Source organism: Pseudomonas sp. OST1909 (assembly GCF_015277575.1).
GTDB classification, from domain to species: Bacteria; Pseudomonadota; Gammaproteobacteria; order Pseudomonadales; family Pseudomonadaceae; genus Aquipseudomonas; species Aquipseudomonas synxantha_A.
Window position 1 is genome coordinate 553,915 of sequence record NZ_CP063780.1, and the last position, 16,184, is coordinate 570,098.

14 protein-coding genes, 2 tRNA genes and 1 pseudogene are annotated in these 16,184 nt (G+C 59.5%); 4 read left to right on the forward strand and 13 right to left on the reverse strand.

The annotated features are described in order from the left end of the window. Positions 1 to 272: 272 nt before the first annotated feature. A pseudogene (locus tag IH404_RS02445) lies at positions 273 to 656 on the forward strand (hypothetical protein); the annotation flags it as partial. Positions 657 to 845: 189 nt separating this feature from the next. Here IH404_RS02445 and IH404_RS02450 read toward each other — a convergent pair. The 6 genes from IH404_RS02450 to IH404_RS02475 form a co-directional block, all read right to left on the reverse strand. After that, positions 846 to 921, reverse strand: a tRNA-Thr gene (locus IH404_RS02450). A gap of 465 nt (positions 922 to 1,386) precedes the next feature. Continuing rightward, a complete protein-coding gene (locus tag IH404_RS02455; protein ID WP_194439850.1) occupies positions 1,387 to 2,574 on the reverse strand; it encodes a methyltransferase in 1,188 nt (395 codons plus the stop codon). Further along, positions 2,555 to 3,244 (reverse strand): ABC transporter permease, encoded by a 690-nt coding sequence (locus tag IH404_RS02460; RefSeq protein WP_032803763.1) that lies wholly within the window; start codon positions 3,242 to 3,244, stop codon positions 2,555 to 2,557. Before IH404_RS02460 ends, IH404_RS02455 begins: the two co-directional genes overlap by 20 nt. Positions 3,245 to 3,282: 38 nt before the next feature. Then, complete coding sequence (locus tag IH404_RS02465) at positions 3,283 to 3,978, reverse strand: ABC transporter permease (RefSeq protein WP_005783890.1); 696 nt, start codon at positions 3,976 to 3,978, stop codon at positions 3,283 to 3,285. 74 nt (positions 3,979 to 4,052) lie between these two features. Beyond that, positions 4,053 to 4,805, reverse strand: a complete 753-nt coding sequence (locus tag IH404_RS02470) for an ABC transporter substrate-binding protein (RefSeq protein WP_005783892.1) — start codon at positions 4,803 to 4,805, stop codon at positions 4,053 to 4,055. A gap of 13 nt (positions 4,806 to 4,818) precedes the next feature. Next, a complete protein-coding gene (locus tag IH404_RS02475; RefSeq protein WP_003187760.1) occupies positions 4,819 to 5,592 on the reverse strand; it encodes an ABC transporter ATP-binding protein in 774 nt (257 codons plus the stop codon). A 556-nt stretch (positions 5,593 to 6,148) separates the two neighbouring features. On the opposite strand from IH404_RS02475, the gene gabP reads away from it, so the two are divergent. Beyond that, positions 6,149 to 7,540, forward strand: a complete 1,392-nt coding sequence (gene gabP / locus IH404_RS02480) for a GABA permease (protein ID WP_005783895.1) — start codon at positions 6,149 to 6,151, stop codon at positions 7,538 to 7,540. Positions 7,541 to 7,657: 117 nt separating this feature from the next. Here gabP and IH404_RS02485 read toward each other — a convergent pair whose 3' ends face one another. Then, on the reverse strand, positions 7,658 to 8,071 hold the full coding sequence (locus IH404_RS02485; RefSeq protein ID WP_005783897.1) for a hypothetical protein: 414 nt from the start codon (positions 8,069 to 8,071) through the stop codon (positions 7,658 to 7,660). Between the two features lie 158 nt (positions 8,072 to 8,229). On the opposite strand from IH404_RS02485, the gene IH404_RS02490 reads away from it, so the two are divergent. Both IH404_RS02490 and IH404_RS02495 read left to right on the forward strand, forming a co-directional pair. Beyond that, complete coding sequence (locus IH404_RS02490) at positions 8,230 to 9,195, forward strand: arsenic resistance protein (protein ID WP_194439851.1); 966 nt, start codon at positions 8,230 to 8,232, stop codon at positions 9,193 to 9,195. An 87-nt stretch (positions 9,196 to 9,282) separates the two neighbouring features. After that, complete coding sequence (locus IH404_RS02495) at positions 9,283 to 10,890, forward strand: glycosyltransferase family 39 protein (protein WP_194439852.1); 1,608 nt, start codon at positions 9,283 to 9,285, stop codon at positions 10,888 to 10,890. Positions 10,891 to 10,926: 36 nt separating this feature from the next. Here the strand turns inward: IH404_RS02495 and IH404_RS02500 are convergent, their stop codons facing one another. The 6 genes from IH404_RS02500 to IH404_RS02525 form a co-directional block, all read right to left on the reverse strand. Further along, the gene (locus tag IH404_RS02500; protein WP_005783902.1) at positions 10,927 to 11,598 is read right to left on the reverse strand and encodes a hypothetical protein; all 672 of its coding nucleotides are present in this window, start codon (positions 11,596 to 11,598) and stop codon (positions 10,927 to 10,929) included. An 86-nt stretch (positions 11,599 to 11,684) separates the two neighbouring features. Next, positions 11,685 to 12,083, reverse strand: a complete 399-nt coding sequence (locus tag IH404_RS02505; protein WP_232289402.1) for a TonB family protein — start codon at positions 12,081 to 12,083, stop codon at positions 11,685 to 11,687. 228 nt (positions 12,084 to 12,311) lie between these two features. Continuing rightward, positions 12,312 to 12,387 (reverse strand) — tRNA-Phe (locus IH404_RS02510). A 103-nt stretch (positions 12,388 to 12,490) separates the two neighbouring features. Continuing rightward, positions 12,491 to 12,763: an oxidative damage protection protein gene (locus tag IH404_RS02515; RefSeq protein ID WP_056782654.1), complete on the reverse strand. Its 273-nt coding sequence runs from the start codon at positions 12,761 to 12,763 to the stop codon at positions 12,491 to 12,493. After that, entirely contained in the window at positions 12,760 to 13,827 is a 1,068-nt protein-coding gene (gene mutY / locus IH404_RS02520) for an A/G-specific adenine glycosylase (protein WP_194439853.1), read from the reverse strand. Before mutY ends, IH404_RS02515 begins: the two co-directional genes overlap by 4 nt. Then, on the reverse strand, positions 13,824 to 16,040 hold the full coding sequence (locus tag IH404_RS02525; protein ID WP_194439854.1) for an AsmA family protein: 2,217 nt from the start codon (positions 16,038 to 16,040) through the stop codon (positions 13,824 to 13,826). Before IH404_RS02525 ends, mutY begins: the two co-directional genes overlap by 4 nt. Between the last annotated feature and the right edge of the window lie 144 nt (positions 16,041 to 16,184).

Genomic DNA, 16,184 nt, shown 5'->3' on the forward strand with positions numbered 1-16,184 from the left:
TACCACGTCGTTATTTCAACGAATGCGTGGCGCTAAGGCGCCTGCATCAAGTCGGGTTCTCAGGCCCGGTCGCTGAATTGGCAGCGACGGGGAGGAGGGTAGCGTGGTGGGGCGTGGGGAGCAATCAGGAAAATAGATCTGTCGCGTTGGAAGTCAAACCTGGGCAGCGAGCACTGGTTGCTGATGCGATTATCTGTTTTATGGATTCGCCATAATTATTGGCCAGCCATAATTTCATATAAAAAGTGGGATGCCCGAAAGGACATCTCGAAGTGGACTTAGCTGTGCTGGTCAAGATCAGCCAGCACGCCGGCCTGCGCTTTCGCGTCCCGGATCGGCCTTAAGCTGGCGTCAAGGCGCCTTTTTTCTACAGCCTGGAAGTTGGCTACCAAGCCATGGACAGCCTGGCCCCGGTTTTCAGCATTCCCGACTTCATCTGGCAGCAGCAGGGTGACGGGGAAGTATTCGTGCGCAGTCGGGCCGACAGCTTCTTTGGCGTTCGCTCGCCGCTACACGTGCCGGTGGAGCTGTTCGATGACTACCAGGGTCATCAAAGCGCGAAGATTGCGGCCCTTCCCGGATTGCGGCCAGATGCAACAATCAACCACGGAGAGCGCATCACGCGGGAAAAGGGGGCGGGTTTATTTTCACTCTAAGCACAATGCCGTGGGGGGGGGCAGATCTGGCCGCTGCATCGTAAAAATCGAAATCGGGTCTGAGGCAAGCAGCCCTCGATTTTAAGTGTGGACACTTTTTGGGCATTTCAGCCAAAAGGGCGATTCAAATTTCTATAGTTTCCTAAACCCCAGAAACCACAAAGCCCCGCATTGCGGGGCTTTGAGATATGGTGCCGGCACCAGGAGTCGAACCCGGGACCTACTGATTACAAGTCAGTTGCTCTACCAACTGAGCTATACCGGCGTGTTAGGGCGACGATTATAGCGATTGGAAAGGTTCTGTAAACCCCTGAATTCTGACTATTTTTGCAAAAACCAAGGTTTCTTGCGATTAGCGTGTTTTCCACACGGCGTGGCAGCGTAAAAAGCCGTCACTTCGGCGTCAGGCCAGGTACCCCGCGTACCTGAGCGATCCGGCGCCCAACGAGGTTCTCCGCCCGCTGAAACCGCCAAAAACCACCCTACCAAAGTCCGCTTTATACGTTTAACGTCTGATGCTTATGCACAATCGGTTGGTAACAGCTGTCACGAAACGGCCATTTTGTGCAGCCGTTCTCAACACGCTGCAACTGCCTGTTTTGCGTGCGTTTTATTTTGTGAACAAAAAATGACCAGCCTCGCTTTTGGCGTTCAATGCCGATTGCTACAGCCTCTGCAAAGATTCCATCAACAGAGTTATCCACAGGGCGCGTGTTGGAAATTTTGCACCTTATTCGCGCTGGGCCAGCACCATCAGGTTGCGTGGGGTGAGTGTTGGTTCGCAGAAGGTGCCGACCTCGACGTTGTAGCCCTGTTCGCTCAAAAACAGGGCGCGGTCCAGCACCAGCCACATTTCCAGTGGGCGTCGAAACAAACCCCTTACCAACTCCAGGTTTCGCACTTCGGCCAGGCGCTGCCAGCCGTGGGCTTCGAGCGCCGGCCAGTCTTGTTCACCTGTGGATAAATTCTTGAGGTTTGCCAGCTCGCGGCAGTAGTCGGCGAAGGATTTATCCAGCCAACTGGCGGGCAGGGAGGGCGTCGGCAGGTAGTCGTTGCAGCCGCGCAGTTGCCGCTGTAGTCGATCAAAGCCCAGGCGCCGCGCCATGGAGGTGTCCCGTTGCTGGCGCACGCGGTTGCCGGCGGTGACGGTTTCGCTCAGGGGCAATCCCAGATCGTCGATCGACAGGGTTAGCAGGGAGGCGCGCCCGGCGCCGGACAGTGCCTGGTAGCGCTCGGCATTGATGCGGTTGTAGCAGCAGGGCGCCAGCGCCAATTGTTTGCAGCCAGCGGCGCTGGCCAGTTGCAGCAGGCGCACGTGCAGGTCGCCGCAGGCGTGCAGGGCCACAGGTGTGTGTTCGGGGTCGATCGCTACATCGGCCATCACGTCTTGCAGGCAATGGGCAGCGGGCAAGCCGTGGTGATCGCTCAGGGTTTGGCCGGACGCAATCAGGGCCGGGTCATATTCCAGGCAAGTCAACCGTTGGCCGGGTTGCAGCAGGCGGCGGCCAAGATGGCCTTTGCCGGCGCACCAGTCCAGCCAGTGGGCAGGCGTCTGGGCAAAAGTCAGTGCGGCGCCGAAGGCTTCGATCTGTTGCCACTTGCGCCCGGGCACATCCACATTCAAACGATGGCGAGCAGGCTCAAGGGTGTGCGTGGGTAACTTATCCACAGTGCTGAGGCGCAGCGCGTGAGCGGCCAGCTGTGGAAAAGGTGCGGGCGCGGGCAGGTCGTAAGGTTGGTTGTGACTGGCTTCCGCTTCGGCCAACGAACGCCGACGCAGCCACTGGGATAACTCGGGATGCTCGGTTTCCCAGGGCAGCTGCAACTGAGTAAAGGGCCGTGGTCGCCACAGCCCTTGGTACTCGATCAGGAATGCATCCAGTGCCTGGAAGCGTGCCTCAACGTCCTTGGCACGCATCGACGCGCAGCCACTTTTCCAGCAGTTTGAAACCGCGCACCAGCACGTAAGCCATCAGCAGGTAGAACAAACCCGCGGCGAAGAAAATCTCTACCGGCAGGTAAGTGCGGGCAATGATGGTGCGGGCCATGCCGGTCAGTTCCAGCAGGGTCACGGTACTCGCCAGGGCACTGGCCTTGAGCATCAGGATCACTTCGTTGCTGTAGGCCGGCAGGCCGATGCGCGAGGCGCGTGGCAGGATGATGTAGAACAGCGTTTTCGGTTTGGACATGCCCAATGCCCGCGCTGCTTCGATCTCGCCCGGCGGAATGGCCTGGATTGCACCGCGCAGGATCTCGGCGATATAGGCCGCGGTGTGCAAGGTCATGGTGGCCGTGGCGCACCAGAACGGATCGCGCAGGTACGGCCACATGAAGCTGTTGCGCACGGCATCGAACTGCGCCAGGCCGTAATAGACCAGGAACAACTGCACCAGCAACGGCGTGCCACGGAAGAAGAAGATGTAGCCATAGGGCAGGGCGCTCACGTACCAGCGGCGCGAAGAGCGCGCGATACCCAGTGGAATCGCCAGCAGCAGGCCGGCGATCACGGCGATTGCCACCAGCTCCAGGGTCAGGGTGGCGCCCTGAGCCAACTTCGGCAGCCACTTGATGATCACGGCCCAGTTCAGGCCCAGGTCAAAGTGCGATAGCCAGCTGTAGTCGCCGCTCATTGGGTGCTCCTTGCAAAGCCGCGGGCGGCGCGTTTTTCCAGGAAGTGCATGCTGGTCATCGCCAGTACGGTCAGGCCCAGGTACATGAACGCCGCAACCATGAAGAAGGTGAATGGTTGCTTGGTGACGGTCACGCCGATCTGCGCGTGGCGCATGATTTCTTCAAGGCCGATCACCGACACCAGGGCGGTGTCCTTCATCAGGATCATGAACAGGTTGCCCAGGCCCGGCAGGGCGATACGCCACATCTGCGGCATGATCAACCGGGTGAAAATCCGAAATTTCGACAGCCCCAATGCCACACCGGCTTCGCGGTGACCCTTGGGAATGGCGAGGATCGCGCCGCGAAACACTTCGGTGGCGTAGGCGCCGAAGCACAGGCCCAGGGCGATGACGCCGGCGGCGAAGGCACTCAGCGACAGGTCGGGGTTGCCAAAAAACTCACCCAGGGCACGCATCAGGTTGACGGTGCCGAAGTAAATCAGCAGCACCCACAGTAATTCGGGAATACCGCGAACGATGGTCGAATACGCACCGCCCAGCCATTGCAGCGGCTTGTACGGCGAAGTCTTGGCCAAGGCGCCGGCAAGGCCGAGCACCAGCCCCAGGCACAGGGCCGTGAGCGCCAGTTTGACGGTCATCAGCGCGCCGGCGGCGAGGGCCGGGCCGAATCCGTAGAGATCGAAATTCATGGTGTTTTCATATCGCGGCAGGCATTGCTAAAAGCCGGCGCGCCCACAGGAGCGCGCCGGGCAGGTCGTTCAGATCATTCGATGCTGAACGGGAAGTACTTGTCGTTGATCTTCTTGTAGGTGCCGTCTGCCTTGATCTCTGCCAGGGCTTTGTTCAGGCGCTCGCGCAATGGGTCGCCCTTGCGCACGGCGATACCGATCTTGTCGCTTTCCACCACCGGGTCGCCTTTGAACTCATAGGCCGAACCGTCTTTGCTCTTGAGCCACTCGTACTGCACGTACTTGTCGGCGAGGATGCCGTCGAGGCGACCGGAGGTCAGGTCGAGGTAGGCGTTTTCCTGAGTGTCGTAGAGCTTGGCTTCGGTGTCCGGCAGCTTGTCTTCCAGGTAGGTACCGGCCAGCGTTGCACGCTGTGCACCGATCACCTTGCCCTTCAGGTAAGCGGCGTCAGTCTTGAAGTCTGCCGTGGCTTTTGGCGCAATGAACTGCAGCTTGTTCGAGTAGTACGGGTCGGTGAAGTCAACCGCTTGCTTGCGCTCATCGGTGATCGACAGCGAAGACACCAGGAAGTCGAACTTCTTGGCGTTCAAGGCCGGGATGATGCCGTCCCAGTCGGACACATACACTTCGCACTTCTCGACTTTCATCTTGGCGCACAAGGCGTCGCCGATGTCCTTGTCGAAGCCCACTACGTTGCCGCTGGCGTCTTTATTGTTGAAGGGCGGGTAAGCCGCTTCGATCCCCATTTTCAAGGTTTCTGCCATGGCTGTGGCGCTGAACGCCATCGAGACGGCCGCGGCCAGAAGGAATTTCTTATAGGTCTGCATGCATGTTGCTCCGTTAGCGGTTGCTGGACATGAATTGTTTGCAGCGCGCCGAAAGCGGGTTTTCAAACACCTGCTGTGGCGATCCTTGCTCTTCGACCAGGCCCTGGTGCAAAAACACCACTTCGCTGGATACCTGGCGGGCGAAGCCCATTTCGTGGGTGACCAGCAGCATGGTGCGGCCTTCTTCGGCCAGTGCGCGGATCACATTAAGTACTTCCTGAACCATTTCCGGGTCAAGCGCCGACGTGGGTTCATCGAACAGGATGACCTTGGGTTGCATCGCCAGGGTGCGCGCAATCGCCGCCCGTTGTTGCTGGCCGCCGGAGAGTTGTGCAGGGTACGCGTGGCGCTTGTCGGCAATACCGACCTTGGCCAGCAAGGCCTCGGCCACTTCTATTGCTTCAGCCTTGCTTTGGCCGAGCACGCGACGAGGGGCCTCGATGATGTTGTCGAGGATGCTCATGTGCGGCCACAGGTTAAAGTTTTGAAACACAAAACCAATTTCGCTGCGCAGGCGGTTGATCTGCTTGCCGTCGGCGGCCATCAGCTCGCCGTTTTTTGCGGCTTTGAGCTTGAGCTCTTCGCCAGCTACCAGGATCTGGCCCTGATGCGGGTTTTCCAGCAGGTTGATGCAACGCAGGAAGGTGGACTTGCCGGAACCGGAGGAACCCAGGATCGAGATCACATCGCCGTCGCGAGCGGTCAGCGAGATACCCTTGAGTACCTCAAGCTCACCATAGCGTTTGTGCAAGTTGCGGATTTCAAGCGCGGGCGTGGCCTGGGCCATGTGCGGTCCTCATTGTGTTCGTTGCGATCTTCGCTGTTGGGCCGCCTTCCTGGCGAGGCGCCAAGCTAGCATAGCGTTTGGATGACAGCCAACAGCGCTGCGGACGGTTAACTGGTGGTCTGCGGCAGTGTGTCGCATCGGCGCAGTAGCGTGTCGCGCCATCAACAACCTACAGACGTTTGAACCGGAAAGATCCACAGGCTTCGCGTAAAAAAGGGCGCGATGGTGCCAGCTTTGGCCGGGTGTTGGAAGGGTTAACCGGGCAAACGGTCCATATCAGCCCGTTTATGGGGCGTCACGTACTTTTTGTGTGTGTTTTTGGTGCGTCTGATTGGCTTGAAGGTGAGTCGCACGGTAACGCTATAGCGGAATGCCATGATTCTCAAAGACTTGCGAGCGCCGATGAATTGTCCTACAACCCGCGTCAATGGCGGCTCTGTTACATTTTGGCGCAAATCTTGCGTAAAAAATAAAGAACGCCCTGTTGGATTCTTTTCACGAGAAAGGCTGCAGGCCGGGCGAACCCGTTTTCGCAATTCCTCGCAAAGGTGTGTCAATGAGTAGTACTCAAAGCTCCAATGACCTCGAACAGGGGCTCAAGCCGCGGCATGTCACCATGCTGTCGATTGCCGGCGTAATCGGCGCAGGTTTGTTTGTAGGCTCTGGCCATGCGATTGCTGCCGCCGGCCCCGCCGTGCTGCTGGCCTACGCGGCCGCCGGTACGTTGGTGGTGCTGGTGATGCGGATGCTGGCCGAGATGGCTGTGGCGTCACCCGATACCGGTTCGTTCTCTACCTATGCCGACCGCGCAATTGGTCACTGGGCTGGGTTTACCATTGGTTGGTTGTACTGGTGGTTCTGGGTGCTGGTGATTCCGTTGGAAGCCAACGCGGCGGCGACTATCCTGCACGCCTGGTTCCCCGACGTGGCGATTTGGGTGTTTACCCTGGTCATTACGTTGTTGCTGACTGCAACCAACCTGTTCAGCGTGAAGAACTACGGTGAGTTCGAGTTCTGGTTTGCGTTGATTAAAGTCGTGGCCATCGTCGGCTTTGTAATCCTCGGCCTGGCCGCGATCTTCGGCTTTTTGCCCACCAGCCAGGTCAGCGGTGTTTCGCACCTGTTCGATACCCAGGGCTTTATGCCTAATGGGATGGGCGCGGTTCTGGCAGCGATCCTGACCACCATGTTCTCGTTCATGGGCACTGAGATCGTCACCATCGCTGCAGCGGAATCCAAGAACCCCGGCCAGCAAATCACCAAGGCCACCAACTCGGTCATCTGGCGGATTGGTTTGTTTTACCTGCTGTCGATCTTCATTGTCGTGTCGCTGGTGCCTTGGAACGATCCGACCCTGGCCGCCGTAGGTTCCTACCAGACGGTACTTGAGCGCATGGGCATCCCGAATGCCAAGCTGATCGTCGACCTGGTGGTGCTGGTGGCTGTTACCAGTTGCCTCAACTCGGCGCTCTACACCGCCTCGCGTATGTTGTTCTCCCTCGGGCGTCGCGGTGATGCACCAGCGGTGGCCAAGCGCACCAACAAAAGTGGTACACCTTATTGGGCGGTGTTGCTGTCCACCGGTGCGGCGTTCCTGGCGGTATTTGCCAACTACGTGGCCCCGGCGGCCGTGTTCGAATTCCTGCTGGCCAGCTCCGGCGCCATTGCGTTGCTGGTGTATCTGGTGATTGCCGTGTCGCAACTGCGCATGCGTCAAAAGCGTGCGGCGGCGGGCGAGAAGATCGTGTTCAAAATGTGGCTGTTTCCTGGCCTGACGTACGCCGTGATGGTGTTTATCGTCGGTACGTTGACCATCATGCTGTTCCAGGAAGCGCACCGGGTCGAGATCATCGCGACGGGAGTGTTGAGCTTGCTGGTGGTGCTGGCTGGGTTGTTCGTGGCGAGCCGCCGCAAGGCCCAGAAGGTAGGCGCAGCAGTGCTCAACTGACGGAATGTGACGCAAATGTGGGAGGGGGCTTGCCCCCGATGGCGGTGTGTCAGTCACTTGGATGTTGACTGAGACTCTGCCATCGGGAGCGAGCCCCCTCCCACATTTTGATATGTGTCAGTCTGTTGAGGCTGTCAGCGCCTGGGATGCTGCTACATAGTCCGCCTGGAATTGCGGCGATTCGATCCACGCCAACGCAGCGGCCTCGTCATCGCTGTCAGTGGCCCACTGCCGATATTCAATCAGCGCCGCCAGGATAAAGTCGGTCGCTTCCTCTTCGCCTTCCTGCTCCAGCACCAACGCCAACAGCGGGTGCGCCAGGAATACCGCGCACAGTGCCTGCTGGCTGATCTCGCCTGCGGTGCGCATCTCGACGAACAGTTCGGTCAAGTCCACCGATTCAAGATCGATGCGGCTGTCGTCGCCGGCGAACGCATCCGGCTTGGCCGCGACGGCGCGCTGGGTGCGGTTTTGCTTGGCCTTGGTCTTTGCCCGCTGGGCGCGTTTTTGCTGCTTGTTCGGCGAGGCCATGGGCTCAACATCCTTGGGTTCTGGATCGGGGTGGAGTATTGAAGCGCAGGTTGGGGCAAATCCCAAGGAAATCCGGGCGGGGTTTGGTCGTTCATCGCGCTCGACCACCAGGCCATAGATCAATAGGCTACGCCTTTGTCATCTGCCAGAGCGTCTTCATGACCCGCGATGCCCTTGAGCATAACCAGATCCCGTTCTATTTTGTCGCCATCCTGCTGGCCGTTGCCTGTGGAATGTTCGCGCCTCTAGTGGCTCACGGTTTGAGCGTATTGATCACGCCTGCCATCGCGGTATTGATGTACGCGATGTTCCTGCAGATTCCTTTCCTCGATCTGCGCCAGGGTTTGGGCAATATCCGCTTTGTCTCGGCGTTGTTGCTGGCCAACTTTGTTCTGGTGCCATTGCTGGTGTGGGCGCTGACCCGTGGCCTGCTGGGGCATCCCGCGCTGTTGGTGGGGGCATTACTGGTGTTGTTGACGCCCTGTATTGATTACGTGGTGGTGTTCACCCACATCGGCAAGGGCGATTCGCGGTTGATGCTGGCGGCCACACCGTTGCTGTTGCTGCTGCAGTTGGCACTGCTGCCGGTGTACCTGGGTTTTATGCTGGACGCACACTCGGGTGTGGTGGTTGAGATCGGCCCGTTTATCGAGGCATTCCTGTTGTTGATCGTGGTGCCGATGCTGCTGGCTGTGCTGACGGCCTACCTGGCGCGACGATCAAGGCTGGTCGACAAATGGAGCAGTGCGTGGGCGTGGTTGCCGGTGCCGGCGATGGCCCTGGTGCTGTTCGTGGTGATCGGGTCGCAAATCACATCGGTGATGCGCGACATCGACCTGCTGCTGCCGGTGCTTGCGATCTACCTGGGCTTCGTACTGCTGGCACCGCTGATGGGGATCCTGGCTGCGCGACTGTTTGCGCTGCCTGCGCCAAGCGCACGGGCGGTGACGTTCAGTGCTTCGACGCGCAACTCGCTGGTGGTATTGCCATTGGCGCTGGCTTTGCCGGAGGACATGCGCGGGTTGGCTGCCGCAGCGGTGATCCTGCAAACCTTGGTCGAGTTGGTGGCCGAGTTGGTCTACGTTCGCCTGATCCCGGCAGTGGTGTGGCCCGCAAGTCGATAAAAGCGTGAATGTTCAGGTTTGTTCAGGCGCTATTCAGGGCAGTGCTCGGCACCATACGCCAGCGCTTCCCACCTGACAGGTCACCCGATGGATCATCGCAACCGTTTTCGCCTGGAGTCCTTGGGCCTCTTTCTGATCGCCCTGTTGTTGTTCACGTTGGGGATCTGGGATCAGCAGCCTCAGGGTTTTGATGGGCGCTGGGCGCTGTTCATGCAGGAAATGTTTCGCCACGGCGCAAGCTTTTTCCCCACTACTTACGGTCAGCCTTACGCGGACTACCCAGGCACCGCGACCTTCTTCAGTTTTGTATTCGCCCGCTGGTTTGATGCGCCGAACCATCTGGCGAATGTGCTGCCCACCGCGCTTGCATCGGCCGGTGTGATCGCGCTGATGTACCGCCTGCTGGCGCCGTTCAGTCGCCCATGGGCATTTTTGACGGTGCTGCTGACGCTGCTCACCACCCAGTTGCTCGAAAAATCGCGTTCGGTCTGCCTGGACCAGATGATTGCGCTGCTGTGTGTCGGCAGCTTATATCTGCTGCACAGTGGTGAGCGCCTGGGGTCGACGCTGAGGCAACTGGCGGTGTTCCCGTTGTTCGTCCTGGCCTTTGCCATTCGTGGCCCGCTGGGGTTGATCGAGGTGTGTGGAGTGGTGTGCGTGTATTGGGCGCTGGGCAGGCCGGGCGAACGCGTCCGGCAAGTCATGATCCACGGGGTTATCGGCCTGGTGCTGCTCGCGGTGTGCTGGTGGCTGCTGATAAAGCTTGCGCGATTGAGTGGCGGTGATGCCTTTGCTGATGAGGTGTTCAGGATGCAGGTCGGCGGGCGCCTGGATGAGTCCGGTGAGCCGTTCTATTTCTATTTCCAGCTGAGTTTGTACCGTTACTTCCCGGTGGTGCCGCTGGCGTTAGCCACTCTGGTCGCGCTACGCGATCGCTGGCCTGAGCGCTGGGTCGACGGGCAGCTGCAACTGCTAGTGCGCCTCGGGGCGTGTGGCTTGATGATTCTGCTCGGGTTGTCAGTGCCGCACTTCAAGCGCGCTTATTACATCTTGCCGATGGTGCCGATGTTTGCGGCTGTTGCGGCCTATGGGCTGCTCCAGGCGCAAGGTTGGCTGTTGGGCGTGCGCCGTTGTTACGAAGGGCTTGTCGCAGCGTTACCGGTGTTGTGCGTGGTTGTGTTGTTTGTGTGTCGGAACGCCTGGCACAAGCAGGGCTATTGGCCGGATATTTCCCTGCCGCTGATGATTGGTGTGTTGGCGGTGTTGCAACTCGCGGCGTTGATTGCCTGGCGCCGGCCGTTGCGTTTGGTATGGCTCAGCGTGATCGCACTGGCGGCGCAATGGTTGTTGCTGGTAGCGGTGATAGAACCGGCCAAGGACCTGCAATTCGACACCCGACGGTTTGTCAGCCAGGTGGAGGCGCTGCGGGAATCACAGCCGGGCCCTTTGGTATTTGTCGACCTGGCCCGAGACACCTGGGCGGTGCGCTACATGATGAATCTGGATCACGATGAGCAGCCACTGTTTGTCGGGCGTCACCAGCTTGAGAAACTGAGTGAGCTGCCGCGACCATGCTGGGTGATTGTGCCGCGCAAGGAGACTGCGCTGTTGAAAGGCTCGCCGGTGGAGCAATTGGCGCCAAGCTTTGCGGGGCGGTTGAATGACAATCCGTTGATGGTGTTTTTGCTCAGGTGAAGAGGCCCTCGCACAGAGGGCCTATTGAGCGGCTGACTATTTGCAGCGATACCCCTCAGGCATCGTCACCGTGTAATTGCGCTGCACGCGGTCCTGGAAGTTCAGGTTCTGCAGGCCCTGCTGCACCAGGAAGGCTTCGACCTTGGCCGCCTGGCAATCGTCGTTATAGGACGATACTCGAAGCACATACACGGCGCGCCTGCTCGCCTCGTCCCGCGCGGTAGCCCGGAAGGTGGTGAGGGTGGTGTAACCGGTGCGTTCCGATGTGCCTACCGGGCCATAGGAGGTGTTCGGGGTGCTGGTGCAGGTCAGTTGATCGGTCTTTTTCTTGTTCTTCTTGCACTGCGTGGTGGTGCTGTTTGCCACCTGGCCATACTCGGTAGCGGTGTAGCGGTAAGTGACCTGCTTGCTTTCGACGTCAAGGGTGATGGTCATTTTGATCGGTGCATGGTTCTTGGGAAGCGTGGTGTCGGTAAAGACATTGCGAAAGCCCTGGTCCTTCATGGCGCTGACCATGTCGCGCAGGTAGTAGCGGGCATTGAGTGCGTTTTCGTCGCTGCCCCCGACAGACGTCACCAGTACGGTTGCCTGGCGGTCGAAGTGATAGTCCGGATCGGGTGTCGCGTTGATCGCTACGTCCATTTGCGTGGCGCATCCACTGAGTAGTGCAGTCAGCAGTAATAGCGAGCAGAGCAAGAGGCGTGTCATGAAAGAAACCTTACAGCTGTGAATTGGGTAAAGGGTGAACGATTGACGCCAGTGAAAAACAAGCCTCAATCGCTCTGGGGCTTAGCTTAGCCTGCGCAGGATAGGGTCAGGCAAAACACAAAGGGTGCGCGCACCTCGACTTCACCATCCTTGAGAACTGACGCAGGCGGAGCAGGCATTGGCGATGCGGCTGGAAGAGAGGCCTGCACGGCAGCAACAAAAAGCTCAGAGCCTGAGTGACTGATCACGCGCTGACGCAACAAATTGCCGTGGGCATCGATGATGAATTCAATATTGACCTGGCCTTCCAGCCCCTGCGCCTGAGCGTTTGCCGGGTAAAATTTGAACAGTTGTATATGGCTTATCAACTGTTGTTCCCATAGCTGCTGTTCTGCCAGTTGCTCTGGGGAAGGGGTTCTTGCGCAGGCGCCAAGCAGCAGGGCAAGTGCGATCCAGCAATACTTCATACATATTTCCTTGAGCATTTTTTGCGTCCGTACTATCTGGTGCCAGGGAGTATTTCAAATCCAGGCGATTGGAAGGCTCACTCCCTCGACGGCTTTGCCGATTGACTTGATCGGTGCCGGTATCCTGATTGCCTGAGTCAAAGCGCTCCTGCTCGGCATCCGGGTCCAGGGTGATCCAGGGCCCATTAAATCGCAGGCAATAAAAAACCCCAAGGACACATTGTTCCTTGGGGTTTCTCGGTATTTTGGTGCCCAGAGACGGAATCGAACCGCCGACACGGGGATTTTCAATCCCCTGCTCTACCGACTGAGCTATCTGGGCAACGGGGCGCATTAAACGGGTTTTTCAGGGGGTCGTCAAGCAAGTTTTCAAAAAATATTTAATTATTACCGTCGCTTACGTGCAGACCCCGGTTTTTGATCAATTATTGAGCAGGCGGCACGTAGCCGTCGGCCTTGGCGTATTCCTCGCCGGAAAAGAACTTGTCCATTTCGCCGGCCAGGTATTTGCGGTCTTCGGCGTTCATCATGTTCAGGCGTTTTTCGTTGATCAGCAGGGTCTGGTGTTTCAGCCAGTCACCCCAGGCTTTGGCGGAGACGTGGTCGTAAATGTCCTGGCCCTTGGCACCTGGGTACGGAGGGCGCTCCAGGGCTGGCAGTTCTTCTTTGTACTTGCGGCAGATAACGGTGCGGGTCATGACGAAACTCCTGCGTTCAATGCTTGCGCCGCGTGCTTCAGCAGTTTTTTCACCGGGGCGGCAAGGCCCAGGCGCGGCGGGGTGGCGAGGTTATACCAGAGCCAGTCGGCCTCGGCCACGTGATGGGCGGATTCCTCGACCTGGACCAGCCAGGGTTCGATAGCCAGCTGGAAGTGGCTGAAGGTGTGGATCAACCCCGGCAGTTCCTGATGCTTGCCCAGTGCGAGTGCGTGCTGGTTGGCCAGGTGGTCGAGGTCGCTCAGGTCATCCAGCTCGGGCAAGCTCCACAAACCGCCCCACAGGCCCGTGGAGGGGCGACGGTAAAGCAGGATCGCGCCCTCGGCGTTCGCCAGCATGGGCATCAGCGTGCGCTTTTGCGGGATGGTCTTGCGCGGTTTGGGGATCGGGTAACGCGTCTCCAGGCCGAGCATGTGGGCTTCGCAGCCTTTTTCCAGCGGACACAGCAGGCAGCTGGGTTTGCTGCGGGTGCAAAGCGTGGCGCCCATGTCCATCATCGCCTGGGTGTAGGCGTTGACGCGGGTATGGGGGGTAAAGCGCTCTGCGGTGGCCCACAGCTGCTTGGCCACCTTGGGCTCGCCCGGGTAACCCTCTTGGGCGGTAAAGCGCGCCAGCACGCGCTTGACGTTGCCGTCGAGGATCGGCGCGCGCAGGCCCATGCTCAGGCTGGCAATCGCGCCAGCGGTGGACAGGCCGATGCCGGGCAGCTCGGTGAGTTTTTCCACATCGCGGGGAAACTCGCCGCCGTACTCGTTCACCACGATCCTGGCGGTCTTTTGCAGGTTGCGCGCCCGGGTGTAGTAGCCCAGGCCGGTCCACAGGTGCAGCACTTCGTCTTCCGGCGCGGCGGCCAGGGCTTCGACCGTCGGCAGGGACGCCATGAACCGGTCGAAGTAATTGAGCACCGTGCTGACCTGGGTCTGTTGCAGCATGATCTCCGACACCCACACCCGGTACGGGGTGATGCCCTGTTGCCAGGGCAGGTCATGGCGGCCGTGACGGTCGTACCAATCCAGCACCGCCTCTGAAAACTGCTCGTTTCTCATCGGTTGAACAGGCCTTTCAATGCGTCTTTGAGCTTGGGATTAACCTTGTCGAGCTTCTCTTCCAGCTTCTCGTTCAGGCGATTGCCGGCAGCCTTGAGGGCGACCTGGCCCAGGCCGTCCTTGTCCAGGCGGCAGGCCTTGGCGCCCAGCTCCAGCGGGCCACGGCAGCGCAATGGCACCTCAATGCCCTGGAAGTTGGCGCCGACCTGGCAGGCCGGGTCCGGCACCTCGCGCTTGTCGCCTTCGACAATGATGCCGACGCGGTAGTCCATGCCCAGCACGCGCAAGTCGACATCGCCGTTGCCATTGACCGTCAGCCCTGGGATACGCACTTTCAGGTCAGGGTTGCTGGCCACGCCGTTACGCAACGTCAGGTTGCCGCGCAGTTCCTGGAAGGGGGTGTCCTTGCCCGGTGGCGTGCTGGCCAGGGTCTTGCGGTTGAGCAGGGCGATACCGGTGCAGACTTGTTGCTCGATATTGGCGTTGAGCAACACGCCGTTATTGATCACAAAGCTGGCGGTGCCGTTGAGGCTGTCGATCAACGCCTTCTGGCTGTTGCCACGCCCGGTCAGGTTGCTGTCCAGGGTGACCAGGCCTTTGACCGGCGGGTTTTTCCCCTGGGCCTGCAGGATCTTCTCAACCGGTACTTGCTTGATATGGGTTTGCATGGCCAGAAGCGGGAGGTCCTGGCGCACATCGAGCGTGCCGTTGGCCTGGAAGGTGCCGTTGTAGAGCCCACCGCTCAGGGTGTCGAGCTTGAGCTGGCCGTCGATGCCGGAGGCTTTCAGCGCCGCGTTCTGGATCGGCAGCTGGCTCAGGGTCAATTGGCCGAACGCAAGGTCGGCGTCGATATCCAGGCTGCGCAGGCGGGTCAGCGGCAGCAGCTTGTCGGTACTCCAGGCGCCTTTGGTCGGGGCGTCCGGCAGTGGCGTGTTGCCGCCGGCTGCCATCGCACCAGCCTCGCTGTTCTGCACTTCGGCCTGGCGAGCGGCGGTTGCGCCTTTGGCTGCTTCTGATTTGGCCGGCAAGTAGTTGTCGGCATTGAAGATATCGGCCTTGAGCTGTACGCGCAGGGACTGCTTGGCGAAATCATCGACAGCGACACGGCCGCTGAAGGTGCTTTCGTCGAGTTTCAGGTTCAGGTTTTCCAGGGCGACGCTGGTAGGCGTGCCCTTGAGACGGCTCACCAGCTCGACCTTGCTCAGGCTACCTGGGGCCATGGCCGGCAGCGGGTGGCCAACGCTCTCAAGGAACCTGGCCAGATCGAACTGGGCCACAGACAACGCACCACTGACCTGCGGGGTCTTGTCCAGGTCGTTGACCTTCAGTTCGCCCAAGGCGCGCAACTGGTTGGCCGACAGTTTCAGGTTGGTCCATTCGGCGACGTTGGCCGCCAGATCCACCAACAATTGGCCCTGGGTGGAGAAGCTGACGGTCTTGCCTTGCAGCGGTTCGCCGGTGGCTTCGCCGCTCAGGCGCATGTCTTCGAACTGGTAGCGCTTGAGGGCACGCTGGATGCGCAAGTTGCCGTTCAGCTCGGTCTTGACGCGCATCAACGGCTGGTTACTGCCCAGGAACGCGGTGAGTTTGAGCGGAATGCTGGCGCCTTCGTGGATGGCACCGGCGCTCAACTGGATGCTCTCGGCACTCAATTGCTTGCCGGTCTGCTCATCGGTGTATTCCACGCGAGCGTTGTTGATGGTCAGGCTGTCGATGTCCAGGCGGATCGGCTGCGGGGGTTTTTCCGGCTTGGTTTCAGCCACCGTTTCGACGGGGGCCGGCGCGGGGGCGTCCGTGGTTTCGTCGGGCAGGTTCTTGCCGATGTCTTCCCAGTTGCCATGGCCCTGCTTGTCGCGGTTCAGGCGCAGGTTCAGGCCCTCGACACGTACATCGCTCATCTGCACTTCACGGCGCAGCAGCGGCAGTACGCGTACCGACAGGCCGAGCATCTGCAAGTCGGCGAAAGGTTGAGTCGGTGCGGTCAGGGTCGCGACGCTGGCCTCGTGCAACTCCAGGCCCAGCCAGGGGAACAGGCTCCAGCCGATATCGCCATTGAGCGTCAGCTCGATGTGGGCCTTGTCGCGGGCTATCTGGCGAATTTCTTCTTTGTAGTCGTTGGGATCGAAGAGGTGGGTCAGGGCAAAGCCGAGCGCCACAATGATCAGCAACAGCCCGAGAAGTACCAGACCCAGGATTTTGCCGAACGCTTTCATGGGCGAGTCCTTGTATGTCGATTTCAAAATTTAGCCGAAGAGTATAACGCCCGACGGCCTGCGTCAGTTCACGGATCGTTACATTGTATCCACGGGGGCCGAAATGAGATTTTGACGTCAAAAAAGTACAGATAATCCTAAAAA